The organism is Marinobacter sp. tcs-11, from assembly GCF_002049515.1.
In the GTDB taxonomy this organism is placed as follows: domain Bacteria; phylum Pseudomonadota; class Gammaproteobacteria; order Pseudomonadales; family Oleiphilaceae; genus Marinobacter; species Marinobacter nauticus.
In genome coordinates this window covers 16,537-29,339 of the sequence record NZ_LLYU01000008.1, presented here as the reverse complement: position 1 = coordinate 29,339, position 12,803 = coordinate 16,537, and the positions used below count along the sequence as shown (strand labels likewise).

Annotated in this window: 11 protein-coding genes; 4 read left to right on the top strand and 7 right to left on the bottom strand. The window is 58.3% G+C overall.

Annotated elements, in window-relative coordinates; genetic code table 11:
* Positions 1–4 precede the first annotated feature (4 nt).
* On the top strand, positions 5–736 hold the full coding sequence (locus tag ARC85_RS10555; RefSeq protein ID WP_153740704.1) for a DUF481 domain-containing protein: 732 nt from the start codon (positions 5–7) through the stop codon (positions 734–736).
* 66 nt (positions 737–802) lie between these two features.
* On the opposite strand, the gene ARC85_RS10550 is transcribed toward ARC85_RS10555, so the two are convergent.
* The 5 genes from ARC85_RS10550 to ARC85_RS10530 form a co-directional block, all read right to left on the bottom strand.
* On the bottom strand, positions 803–1,750 hold the full coding sequence (locus ARC85_RS10550; protein ID WP_153740705.1) for a YbgA family protein: 948 nt from the start codon (positions 1,748–1,750) through the stop codon (positions 803–805).
* Positions 1,751–1,837: 87 nt separating this feature from the next.
* The gene (locus tag ARC85_RS10545) at positions 1,838–4,069 is read right to left on the bottom strand and encodes a glycosyltransferase (protein ID WP_286714827.1); all 2,232 of its coding nucleotides are present in this window, start codon (positions 4,067–4,069) and stop codon (positions 1,838–1,840) included.
* Positions 4,066–5,124 (bottom strand): lysylphosphatidylglycerol synthase transmembrane domain-containing protein, encoded by a 1,059-nt coding sequence (locus ARC85_RS10540; RefSeq protein WP_286714826.1) that lies wholly within the window; start codon positions 5,122–5,124, stop codon positions 4,066–4,068. The genes ARC85_RS10545 and ARC85_RS10540 overlap by 4 nt, the downstream gene beginning before the upstream one ends.
* Positions 5,125–5,188: 64 nt before the next feature.
* A complete protein-coding gene (locus ARC85_RS10535; protein WP_286714825.1) occupies positions 5,189–6,205 on the bottom strand; it encodes a DUF6160 family protein in 1,017 nt (338 codons plus the stop codon).
* 187 nt (positions 6,206–6,392) lie between these two features.
* The gene (locus ARC85_RS10530) at positions 6,393–7,049 is read right to left on the bottom strand and encodes a GntR family transcriptional regulator (protein WP_286714824.1); all 657 of its coding nucleotides are present in this window, start codon (positions 7,047–7,049) and stop codon (positions 6,393–6,395) included.
* A gap of 154 nt (positions 7,050–7,203) precedes the next feature.
* Between ARC85_RS10530 and gloA the strand changes: the two genes are divergently transcribed.
* Positions 7,204–7,752 carry a lactoylglutathione lyase gene (gloA, locus tag ARC85_RS10525; protein WP_286714823.1) on the top strand — a complete coding sequence of 183 codons (549 nt, stop codon included), beginning with the start codon at positions 7,204–7,206 and terminating at the stop codon, positions 7,750–7,752.
* A gap of 27 nt (positions 7,753–7,779) precedes the next feature.
* On the opposite strand, the gene ARC85_RS10520 is transcribed toward gloA, so the two are convergent.
* On the bottom strand, positions 7,780–8,724 hold the full coding sequence (locus ARC85_RS10520) for a DMT family transporter (RefSeq protein ID WP_286714822.1): 945 nt from the start codon (positions 8,722–8,724) through the stop codon (positions 7,780–7,782).
* 100 nt (positions 8,725–8,824) lie between these two features.
* Positions 8,825–9,100 carry a ComEA family DNA-binding protein gene (locus ARC85_RS10515; RefSeq protein ID WP_286714821.1) on the bottom strand — a complete coding sequence of 92 codons (276 nt, stop codon included), beginning with the start codon at positions 9,098–9,100 and terminating at the stop codon, positions 8,825–8,827.
* A 703-nt stretch (positions 9,101–9,803) separates the two neighbouring features.
* Here ARC85_RS10515 and urtA point away from each other — a divergent pair.
* Both urtA and urtB read left to right on the top strand, forming a co-directional pair.
* Positions 9,804–11,117 (top strand): urea ABC transporter substrate-binding protein, encoded by a 1,314-nt coding sequence (gene urtA, locus ARC85_RS10510; protein WP_219193662.1) that lies wholly within the window; start codon positions 9,804–9,806, stop codon positions 11,115–11,117.
* Between the two features lie 78 nt (positions 11,118–11,195).
* Positions 11,196–12,800: an urea ABC transporter permease subunit UrtB gene (gene urtB, locus ARC85_RS10505; protein ID WP_286714820.1), complete on the top strand. Its 1,605-nt coding sequence runs from the start codon at positions 11,196–11,198 to the stop codon at positions 12,798–12,800.
* The last annotated feature ends 3 nt before the right edge of the window (positions 12,801–12,803 follow it).

Here is a 12,803-nt window from a genome sequence, read left to right as displayed (position 1 = left end):
TAGTATGTTGATCAGAAAACCCCTGGCGGTTGCCTGCCTGGTGGTGGCCCCCGTGGCCTGGGCCCAGGAAAGCGGCAACGTCGAAGGTGAGGCTGAGCTTGGCATTTTGCTGACCTCTGGCAACACCGAAGAAACCAAGGTGAATGGTAGGCTGGCCCTGAAACACGAGACGCCAACATGGCGAAATACCGGCGAGTTCAGCTCCCGATACACCGAAGCCGATGAAGAAACCACGGCAGAGGAGTATCAGGTTGCGCTGGAATCCGACTACAAGTTCGATGAGCAACAATACTGGTTTGTCAGAGGTTCCTGGGAAGACGATCGTTTCTCCGGTTACGATTTCGAGTCTACCTTGAGCACTGGTTACGGAAACCGCGTCTGGCAGGTGGGAGAGCGATCGTTCCTCGACCTTTCGGCGGGTCTGGGTTATCGGTATAACAAGCTTGAAGAGGTGAATGACGATGGCGACGACGCCGAAAAGGAAGCGATCGCAAGATTAGCCGCCCATTTCGACTACGCCTTATCCGACACCGCCCTGTTCCGGCAGAAGCTCAGTACCGAAATTGGACTGGATGAGAACAACACCATCAGCCAGTCCGAAACGGCCCTGCAGACCAGTATCGTGGGGTCGCTGTCGATGAAAGCGGCGTTCCGGGTAAAGCATGTATCCGATGCGCCCGCCGGTACCGACAAGACTGATACAGAAACCTCGTTGTCGTTGCTGTACGGGTTCTGACACACCCGGTAGCCACAAACAAAAACGGGGCAGGGGAAGAATCCTCTGCCCCGTTTGTTTTTGGGGTTATACGTTGTTTCTCAGGCCCAGTTCGTCCGGGTAGGGCGTCAGGTATTTCTGGGAGTGCAGGTAGTCTACTGGTTCCTTGCGTTGGGCCAGGCGCAGCAGGGTCATGGGCACCACCAGAGGTATTTCACCGCGCCGATAGGCCTCGATCTGCTCCAGTAGCACCGTTTTTTCCTCGGCCGACATGCCTTCTTTCAGAAAGCCCAGCAGATGCTGCATGGCATTCACATGGGAGCCACGGCTTACGCGTTGGGTCATGGCTTCCATGAACCGATGGATGTAGCGGTCGGCAATCTGTTCCAGAGGTTCGGATTTGAGGTCGCCCAGCATCGGGCCCAGTTGCCGGTAGATCTTCTCGGAATGGGCCAGCAGGGTGAACTTGTGGCGGGTGTGGAAATCAATCAGCGCCTGCTTGGTCAGGTTTTCGCCTGCCACGTTCTGCATCCAGTCGTCGTAGGCAAACACCCGTTCAATGAAGTTTTCCCGCAGCATGTCATCGTGCAGGCGGCCTTCCTCTTCCACCGGCATCAGCGGGTAGGCTTTCATCAGCGCCTCGGCGAACATGCCGCGGCCATCTCTGTGCATGAAACTGCCTTCGGCGTTGTGAATCTTGATGCGTTCCATGCCGCAACTGGGCGATTTCGCCATCAGGATGTAGCCGCGAAGGTTGGCCAGTGAGGGTAGCACCTCGGCAATGAAGTTCTGCATGCCTTCGGTGTGGTCTTTGCTGCCCTTGCTTTCCACCAGATGAAGACCGTCTTCATGCTCCCGCAGATGAATGGCGGGGCGGGGAACGCCAAGGCCGGCTTCAAGTTCCGGACAGATAGAGCGGAACTCGAAGTGCTTTGCCAGCACCTGGGTGCAGTAGCGGGAGTGTTTGTGGCCGCCGTCGTGCCGAACTTCCTTGCCCAACAGGCAAGTGCTGATGCCAACCGGTATACCGCTCACAGGCTTCTCCAATACACAAAAGTGACGTTACTGATACCGCTTACGTTGATTCAGTGTAAACCGATCAGAGCAATGCACCCAAGGTACTCATGAAGACGTTTTGTTGCGTTTCTCCCGGGCCGCCAGACTGGTTGCGTAAATGCCCCGGACATCCCTGGCAAATTGCTCAATGGAATAATCCGCGGCAAACGCCCGGGCTTTTTCAGACAGCTCGGTGCGCAGGTCGTCGTTCTCCAGCAGCTGTCGGGCCTTCTCAATCCAGCGGGCCTGGTTTTCCGGAGTCTTGTAGCCGTTCAGGCCGTCCCGAACCACGTCTTCAATGCCACTGGAGCGAACCGCCACGACCGGCAGCCCGGCAGACATGGCTTCCAGAATCACCATGCCCTGGGTCTCGGATTTGGAAGCAAACAGGAAAGCATCGCCAAGGTTATACCAGAGCGCCATCTCCTCCGGCTGAACCGCCCCCACCAGGGTGAAGTGCGAGCCCAGCTCCAGGCTGTCAATTTTCTTCTGCAGCCGGTCCCGCTGGTGGCCATCGCCAATCATCAGAAACCGGAACGGCACGTCGCTTTCCTGCCGCAGCCGGTCGATGGCTTCGATCATGAAGTCGATGTTCTTTTCGTTGGAAAGCCGGGCCACGCTGATAAAGACTTTCTCGTTGCTCAGCCCCAGTTTTTTCCGGAGTGCCTCCACGTCTGCGGGCTTCACAGCCTGGAAGCGCTCGTACTCAATACCCGTTGGTTGTACGAAGGTGGGCGTGGTCACCCCGATCATCCGCAGGTATTCCTCGGTGGAGTAGGTAGGCACGATCACGCCATCGCAGCGGTTGGCGAAGCGTTTGATCAGCGCGTGGGAAATCAGGTTCCGGAACAGCATCCCGGGCAGGGGCACAAAGTGAGCGTAGTGCTCCAGCCGCGTGTGATAGGTATAGATGGCCGGAATCCGCAGCTGACGGGCCATAAACAGCCCCAGACTACCCAGCCAGAACGGATGATGCAGGTGAATCACATCCGGCCGGAAGGCCCGTACCTGCTTGCGGATACGGGCCAGGAAAATATTGGCCAGACGGAATTCCCGTTTCTCGCCCATGGCCAGCAGTGATGGTACCCGCACTACCGCATCTTCATGGCTGGGCTGGTCGCGATACCGGGGCGCGACAATCTGGGTGCTATCCCCTAGATGTTCCAGCCCCCGGCGCAGCCGTTCAATGGAAATCGGAACCCCGCCAATGAAAGGCAGATAGTTGTTGGTGAACATGGTGACCCGCAACGGCTTTTCCAGCCACGGAGTGGGGTCCAGATCGTAATCCGGGTAATAGTCCTTGCCGATGAAGATGATCTGGTAAAGCTTGATGGTGAGCGCCAGAAACACCGAGACGATCAGGATGAAGTTCAGATAGCCGGTGTAGAACAGGGAATACACGAAGAACCACAAGCTCTCCAGCCGCTTCCAGACCGGATGCTGGCCCACTTCCAGACGCTCCAACTGGTAGCTGACGTCGCCGTCTGGAGAGACCCGTACGTCCACGTAGTGGTAGAAGCTATCCTCCGTATTCAGCACCAGCCCGCCAGCACCCCCGGTGGTGATGTAGGGCGTGCCACCTACCACCTGCTCGTCAAAGAGCGACAGGTTGGCCGAAAACACCAGGTCGATGCCTTGCTCCCGAATCAGCTGCATCAGCTCCTCCCGGAAGGCGGGAGGTTGCAGGTAGTCGTCTTCATCGTCGAACAGGGCTGGGGTTTCCGGTTGCAGAAGCGGGTGGCCAATAAACAGGATATGGGCGTTGCTGGTGTCGTGGGCCAGCAGGTCCCGGAGCCAGCGCATCTGCCAGCGCCAGGGTGTTTTGCCGGTACTGTCCAGGAAGATCAGGCGGGTGTTGCCGGCCCGGACGCTGTAGAAATGGGGCCCGAAATGATCATAAAACCGGAAACTGCCAAAATTCTCGTATTCGTGCGGGCCGAAGGTGAGCAGATAGGGAATGTCCAGGTGGCTCAAGGTGCCATACAGTGCCCGGTATTTATCCTCGCCACCGCCGCTCACGGCATTGCCGGACGACACCAGAAAGTCCACACCGGCCTGATTCAGGGTCGGGATAAACCGGCGCTCGAAGATGCCCACGGAATTGTTGATGTTGCCCACCACCGCAAAACGGATACCGGAGCCCGGCGGGGTGCGTTGGTGGATGCGTTCAACCTGCTCGCTGTGCAGGGCCTCAAAGTCCTGTTTGAAGAAATTCAGGTACACCTTGTAGCCCACCAGCGCCACCACAATGGCCAGGCACAGATAGAACAGCAGTTTAAGCGGGTTACGACGGATCATTCCGGCCTCCGGTGGCTTTTGATCAGTTCCCTCTGCATCACCAGCAAACCGATGAGCATGCCCAGGTAGATAGTGAGAAAACGCCAGGCAATGGTGACCAGCACCAGATGATTGCCCGACAGGATATCCCGGAAGAAGCTGCCGAACACGCCTTCCGATATGCCAGAGGCCCCGGGAGTGGGGGAGAAATACATGATGAAGGTGGTTACCACCAGCAAGCCCAGAGTGGTCAGGTAATCCACCTCATAGCCCAGGCCGTGAATCAGCAGGGCGGGAAAACTGAACAGGCTGAGCAGGAACACGGCGGTGAACACTACCGACAGCAGTACGTCCCGTGGCGCGCCACGGAGGTATTCGCTGAAACACAGGGCAAACCGCAGCATTTCCCGCCGTAATTTGAACTGCCAGCGGTCGTGCCGGCGGTGGTTGATCAGATGTGCCTTGCGCAGGCCTGCGACAAGAGCGCTCAACGGCAGAATCAGCCAGCGTGTCCGGAACAACAACACGGCGAAGAACCCCAGGTAGAGTGACACAAACACCGCCAGTGCGGTGCCAATGCCAGATGACCAGATACCGCCATCCAGCGCCTCCAGGCTCAATAGAAAGACCGGCGTCAGCGAAAAAATGAAGACTACCGCAAGCACTGTGCGAATGGTGGTAGCCGCCGTGGCCCGGGCCACCGGCACTCCATGGCGGGTGAGGTACCAGATCTGGGCAAACCCGCCCCCGGTGGCCATGGGGGTTACGTTGGAGAAAAACAGATTAATGAACACCAGCCGGAAGATCTTGCGCAATGGCAACCGGTGCCCCAAAGCCTTGAGGGTGTAGTGCAGGCGCAGGCCATCGGCCATGAAATAGATAACCAGCAGGGCAGCGACCGGCAGCAGCAGGGTGGGAGAAAGCAGGCGATCGTCGAACTGGAAACTGCGGCCGGCGAAGCGGTCGTAAACCGCATACAGGCCGGCACCGGTCATGGCCACAAACAACAGGGCGAAGGCCGTAAGCCGTCGCCAGGAAGTCCGTTTCTGGTAGTTGCTGTCAGTGCTGTTGGTCATGCTCTGCCCGTCTGTTGGTGGCGGGCAGTGTACCCTGTGCAGGGCAGTGCTTGTCCAGTTTGGCTTAGTGACCGTAAACCATCAGATTGGTGTTGGTGATGGCAAAGTCTGTGAACTGGACCGAGCCGATGCTGGTGTCACCCATGCGGAATACCGGCATATCGATATCAGCCCGGAATTCCACATCGTGTACAGAAAGGCCTTCTTTGCCAGAAGCGGCACTGGTGCCCCGGGACAGGTTGGCCTTGGCATGGGCCATACCAAAGTGCCCCAGGGTATCCGAGCCACGGCGGTTATGGATCTGTAGCCCTTCAATGCCAACGGCGGCGAAGTTGAACAGCAGGATCACGTCGGCTGCGTCCCAGTTCAGGCTGCCGTTGCTGATTTCGAAATGGGTATCGAGCTGGAGTTCGGAGCCGGACACCACGTTGCCGTTGGCCAGGGTGCGAGTGTCGGTGCCGTTATTGCGGATAACCAGATCGGTGGGGCCGATGTAGCCCTGCAGCAAGATGTTTGAGAACAGACTGGCGCTGCCTTCACTGCCGGTGGTGGTAATACTGTCGATGGCCAGTTCGAAATCCACCGCCTGCAGATAGTCGGTCAGGCTGGTGGGGTCGCCGTAATCGCTGGCCCCCAGATGGATCACCAGGTCGCCGCTGTCGAACTGTTTGCCGAAACTGCCACCGACGGAATATTTCGCCAGCGCGTCCGCGACATCGGGATTACTGGTATCGAGCAGGCCAGCGTTGGCGCGGCGTGCTATCTCGGAGAAACCGTGCTCCAGAACTTCGCCACTGCCCGCGATATCAATCGTCAGCTTCATGTTGTCCAGCACGGTATCGTTCTGGCCGGACAATCTCAGGCCGTTGATCCCCAGGGAGCCCTCATCGGTCCAGATCAGGTGATCAATATTGAGCTTGGTTTCCAGTTCAATGGTGACCCCGGCCTGGCCGGTCACACCCGCCAGGGTTGAGTCATCCAGCGGCTGGAATTCGGCCATGGCAGGCAATGCTAATGAAGCGCCGGCCATCAGGCTCAGGCAGGCGAGGGATCTTCTGGCCTCAGGAATGAGGAAAGACATGTTGGCCCCGGTTCATTCGACGATTTGTTGTTATTGATTGATTCAGAACACCTGACGTGTGCTGATCAGCCGCAGGGACAACACAACCAGAGCTGCGGTCGTTAAAAGTTACATATTGTTACTTTAAGCCTGAAGGCGGGGGTGATCTGTGAGGCTGGTCACAACCTGAATAGTCGTGACCGGTGTTTCAATCCAGTGCCTGGCGGATGAGGTTTTTCTGATGCTCGGCGAAGCCTCGGATCAGCTCAGTGGCTTTGGTCGCATCCCTCGCCAACACCGCCCGGGGCAACTCCGAGAAAAACGTGCTGGTGGTTGCGAGGCCCTTGCGGTAGCGGTCTGCACCCAGGTAATAGGCTCGGCTCACGGCAGGTTTGAAGTTGGACAGCGCTTCGGTCAGGTAGGGGTTGGCGACGACCTGGCAGCAAGCTTCCATCACGTTAAAGCTGGCTTCCACCACCCGGGTGATATTGGGTTGGGGTTCTTTTATCCGTTCGACCACCTGCGATACCGCAACCAGTAAACGGTCTTTGTCAGCCTCCTGCCAGCGCTCGCACAGGCGCGAAGCCAGCATCATCAGCAAATGCATATAGACGTCGTAGAGCTCCGACGCGTATTCAGCATTCAGCTGGGTTGCTGAAGCGCCTTTCCTTGGTGTGATTTCCACCAGGTGCCAGCGCTCCAGAGTGTAGAGCGCTTCTTTAACCGAGGCCCGGCTGACTTTCAGTTCGTTGGCCAGCGTGGCTTCCTGAATGCGCTCTCCGGGGCGGATCTGCCCGGTCATGATGCGTTCGGCCAGGAAATTGGCAATCTGCTCTGCCAGGGTATTGGGCACCTGAAAGTCCATAGGGGGGCTCTGTCTGCTCACTGTCGGGTTGTTAGACAAACTTGGAACGGCGGGAGTGTAGCACAGCCGGAGTAATGCCGGTCACTACCTTGAAATCTGGCTGTGTAGCACGCAGGTATATGGCTTGAATCCTCCAAACCTAAGGGAAACCAACATGCCCAAGCATTTTGAGCAGGCCCCGGGCCTGTACGATGACCCCGTTCCCGAAACCGAAGGCTATGTCTTTAACCAGACCATGATGCGCATCAAGGAGCCAGAGCGTTCCATGGACTTCTACACCCGGGTACTGGGCATGCGCCTGGTTCGCAAGCTGGATTTCCCGGAAATGAAGTTCACGCTCTACTTCCTGGGCTACCTGGACGACAAGCAGGCTCAGTTTGTGCCAAACGATGATGGCCACCGGACTACCTACACCTTTGGCCGGGAAGCGATGCTGGAGCTTACCCATAACTGGGGCACCGAAGACGATGCCGACTTTGCCTACCACAACGGCAATGATGAGCCCCAGGGCTTCGGCCATATCGGCATTGCCGTGCCCGATGTCTACGCTGCCTGTGAGCGCTTCGAAAAGCTGGGCGTGGAATTCGTGAAAAAACCGGACGACGGCAAAATGAAAGGCCTGGCCTTCATCAAAGACCCGGACGGCTACTGGATTGAGATCCTGCAGCCGGACATGCTGGAAAAACAGCGCAGGGACAGCTGATCACTACGCTGTTCCTGACCCCGGCGTTCAGCTTTCCTGGCTGGCGCTGGGCGCCTTGCCATAGCGCGAGGCGACAATCACCGCCACCGTCAGAATGAACGCGCCGGCAACGCCAATCGGCCCCAGTTCCTCTCCCAGGATCAGCCAGGCCAGCAAGGCAATAAACAAAGGTTCGAGCACGACAACAATGCTGGATACCGTCGCCGGCGTGGTCTTCATCCCGGTAAAAAACAGCAAATAGCCAATGCAGGTGGGCACCACGCCAATGTACAGCACCATCAGCCAGTGCTTTAGCCCCATCGTCTCCAGCCCCGCAAAGCCGCCACTCAGGGCCACCACGGGCAACAGCAGCAGTGCGGCGGTACCAAAGCAGATAAAGGCGGTGGTAAACACCGGTGTGCCGGTTGAGTTGTAGCGGCTGGTCAGGGTGAAGCCGGTGTATACCGCCGCCGCCAGCAGCGCCATCAGAATGCCTGCCAGTCGCAGGGTGCCGGCTGTGTCCATGTCACTGACCACCAGCATGCCCGTGCCCAGAATCGCAGCAATGGCGGCCAGTATGGTCAGCAGCCCAGGTTTCTCGCCCAGTAGTGGGGCAGCCAGAATCGCCACCAGAACCGGTGGCAGGCACAGGGAAATCAGGGTGGCAATGCCGGCCCCGGTCAGGTCCACCGCCAACAGGTAGCTGCCCTGGTAAAACGCCTGGAACAGCCCCAGGGCGGTGAGGGTGAGCATGGCCTTGCCGCTGAGAGAACGCAAAGAGCTGGCGGGTACCGTCTGGCCGGGATTGCGGGCCACCAGCTGCCGCTGTTCACGTCGCATCAACAGCCAGAAAAAGGGCAAGGCCACCACCAGGCGCAGAAAACCGAGGGTGATGGCCTCCAGTTCAGTACCGTTGAACAGAAACTTGGCAACAATCCCCGTTGTGGCCCATAGCAAAGCCGCCAGGGCAATAAGAAGTGCTCCGTGAATCATCACAAACTGCCGGGTTGGAGAAACAAGCGGGCAAGGTTAGCAGTGGCAATGGCGTTGCGCCATAGGGGAAAGGGGAGGGGCAGCAGTGCTGCCCCGGGGCTTATTTCACGGCGAGGCGGTCGGCATTCTTTTCAACCGTACGCGCACCAATACCCTTCACATCGGCCAGTGCTTCAATGCTGGCAAAGGGGCCGTTAGCTTCGCGGTATTCAATAATGGCCTGGGCCTTGCTCTCACCCACGCCGCTCAGAGACGCCAGAGTGGCTACATCGGCGGTGTTGATGTTCACGGCGGGCTGCTCGCTGGCGAAGGCTGCAGAGCCGGTGATCAGGCTGAAAAACAGAACAAGGGTGGCCAGAAATGAGGTTGGTTTCATCGGAGAACTCCTGAGTGTAATAACGTTGTTATGAACAGTCAGGCACGACAACCCATTGAGAGTATTGGTGATTCAAAACGGTGCAGAACAAAAAGGGGGAGGTGGGTGCGAGGGCGGTTTAGTGCACGGAAAGGAACTACTGTCCGTGTAGTCCCCAAATTCCGTGGCTGACCCCTGCCTGATCCATCAGGCTGCGCATCATCCTGAGCACTTCATCCTTGCAGTCATCCCTGTAGCCCTGATCCATCGGGCAACTCCGAATCCGTGGAGTTCTCATCCGTGAACCAACGTCCGTGCTGGCTTGTCATCCCTGACAGTGACCATTCTACGGAGGATGAAATTTCGCAAAATCGGACATCCGCCAGACGGTTTGTGCGAGATATCCCACAGAGCTGTGAGTTTTACGGTGAACCTGAATTCATTGTTTTCAGGGTATTTTTGCGGGCAATTTATTGCCTGAAAATCAGAGCGCTACCAGATGGTGCAGTGGGGTTTGCCTGCCCTGCACCAATTGAGGGCGGCGGGTTGGCCGAAGCACCGGATTGAGGCCTGAAACGGCGCACCAATTCATTGCAGATCCGGTTTTGACACGTTCTTTTTTATCTAACGTCATGTTTTTCTGTGCTTTTTTGGTTGTTGGAACGGCGGATGCAATTGGCTGTTTGCGTTTGACGACCCAAAACCAACGAAAAGGACGCACAACATGAGCATCAAAAAACACGTGAAACTGGGCCTCTCTGCATTGGCGCTGTCTGTCTCCCTCGGTTCCATCAATACCGCGTTTGCCGCCGAAGACCCCATCAAGGTCGGTATTCTCCATTCCCTGTCCGGCACCATGGCCATCAGTGAAACCGCACTGAAAGACACCATGCTGATGCTGATCGAAAAGCAGAACGAAGCCGGTGGCGTACTTGGCCGCCAGTTGGAGCCGGTGGTGGTTGATCCAGCTTCCAACTGGCCGCTGTTCGCGGAGAAAGCCCGTGAGCTGCTGGAGAAAGAAAAGGTCGACGTGATCTTCGGTAACTGGACCTCGGTGTCCCGTAAATCCGTTCTGCCGGTGGTAGAAGAACTGAACGGCCTGCTGTTCTACCCGGTTCAGTACGAAGGCGAGGAATCGTCTGAAAACGTGTTCTACACCGGTGCGGCGCCCAACCAGCAGGCGATTCCCGCGGTGGATTACCTGATGAACGACCTGGGTGTTGAGCGCTGGGTTCTGGCGGGAACGGATTACGTTTATCCGCGCACCACCAACAAGATTCTGGAAACCTATCTGAAAGATAAAGGCGTGGCCGCCGGCGACATCATGATCAACTACACGCCTTTCGGCCACTCTGACTGGCAGACCATCGTGTCTGACATCAAGAAGTTCGGCAGCGCCGGCAAGAAGACCGCCGTGGTCTCCACCATCAACGGCGATGCCAACGTGCCCTTCTACCGTGAACTGGGCAACCAGGGCATTTCCGCCACCGACATTCCCGTGGTTGCGTTCTCCGTGGGTGAACAGGAACTCTCCGGCATCGACACCGCTCCGCTGGTTGGCCACCTGGCTGCCTGGAACTACTTCATGAGCGTGGATAACGACGCCAACTACGACTTCATCGACGCCTGGGTTGCCTACAAGGGCGACGATGCCGCCGTGACCAACGACCCGATGGAAGCCCACTACATCGGTTTCAACATGTACGTTGAAGCGGTGAAGAAAGCCGGCACCACCGACGTGGATGAAGTGAAAGACGCCATCATCGGTGTGAGCGTACCGAACCTTACCGGCGGATACGCCACCATGATGCCGAACCATCACATCACCAAGCCGGTGCTGATTGGCGAGATCCAGGACAACGGCCAGTTCTCCGTGGTCTGGGAAACCCCGTCTACCGTGGCTGGCGATGCCTGGTCTGACTTCCTGCCAGGTTCCAAGGACCTGATCAGTGACTGGCGAGCGCCTCTGCGCTGCGGCAACTTCAACGTGGTCACCGGCAAGTGCGGTGGTGGCTCGGCTGACGTGGCCTCCAACTAAGCTCCAACCGGGCACAGCCGGGCAGGCCTGAGCCTGCCCGGCACCGCTCCCGAATTCCCAAGCCAACAGGAATGAATCATGAGCATTCACCGATTGCTCGCCAGGATGGTATTGGCTGTCTGTCTGGCCCTAGGGGCCACACTGGCGAATGCCCAGGCGCAGACGAATGCGCCCGAAGCGCTGCTGAAACGGCTCGTAGAAGCCGGGCAAGCTGAAAAAACCGACTTACTCAAAGCCCTCTCCGAAACCGGCGACGAACGCGCCCGGGGCTGGCTGGAAGCCGTTCGCGACGGCAAACTCGCGATGATTGAAGACACCAGTGCCCTGGTAATTGTGGTTAACAACCGGGGCCGCAACTGGCAGATCGCCGACGCCCTGACCGGCGAAGACCTGGGTGAAATGTCGCGCCGGGATCTGCAAAGCCTGCGGGTGAACAACGCCCTGCGGGCCGACATCGAGGGCATCCTCTCGGTGATCGACCTGACCGTGGCCGACCCAGGCCAACGCCTCGATGCTGCGCGCAATCTGCTGGGCGAAGTGAATGAAGCGCTGGCCACCCAGCTCCAGGCCCGTTTGCAGGTGGAAGACAACGGCCAGGTGCGTGACATGCTCAACAATGCCCTGGCCATTTATCAGGTGGAGCAGGGCGATGTTGAGGCGGTAGCCACTTTGTCCGGCAGCCTGAACCCGACCGTGCGTGCCGCCCTGAATAATGCTGTGAACAGTGATGACCCCGCGCTGGCGGCGGCGGCCGAAAAAGCCCTGGCCAGCATTGAACAGAAACTGAAACTCAACCGCGCTGCCGAGACCCTGTATTTTGGCCTGTCTCTCGGCTCGGTACTGGTGCTGGCCGCCATTGGTCTGGCCATCACGTTTGGTGTGATGGGCGTGATCAACATGGCCCATGGCGAGCTGATCATGCTCGGGGCCTACACCACCTGGGGCATGCAGCAGCTGTTCCCGGGCCAGCCCGGCCTGGCCCTGATCCTGTCCATCCCGGCCGGTTTCCTGGTGGCGGCGCTGGCGGGCATCGCCATTGAGCGCAGCGTTATCCAGTACCTGAAAGGCCGCCCGCTGGAAACCCTGCTGGCCACCTTCGGCATCAGCCTGATTCTTCAGCAACTGGTGCGTACGGTGATTTCCCCCCTCAACCGCACCGTGGTCACGCCCGAGTGGATGAGCGGCTCAATCATGGTGAACGAGGCGTTGTCACTCACCCTGAATCGCCTGTACGTGATCGGCTTTGCCCTGGTGGTATTCGCCGGGCTGATGCTGATCATGCGCAAGACCCGCCTGGGTCTGGAAGTCCGTGCTGTTACCCAGAACCGGGCCATGGCCCGCTCCATGGGCATCAAAGCCACCAAAGTGGACATCATGACCTTCGCCCTGGGCTCCGGCGTGGCCGGGCTGGCGGGCGTGGCCCTGTCGCAGATCACCAACGTCGGCCCCAACCTGGGCCAGAACTACATCATCGATTCGTTCATGGTGGTGGTGTTCGGTGGCGTGGGCAATCTCTGGGGCACCCTCATTGCCGGGCTTTCCCTGGGCACCATCAACCAGCTGCTGGAACCCTGGGCGGGGGCGGTCCTCGCCAAAATCATGGTGCTGGTGCTGATCATCCTGTTTATTCAAAAGCGGCCACGCGGGCTATTCCCGCAGAAAGGCCGTGCGGCGGAGGGCTGAGTT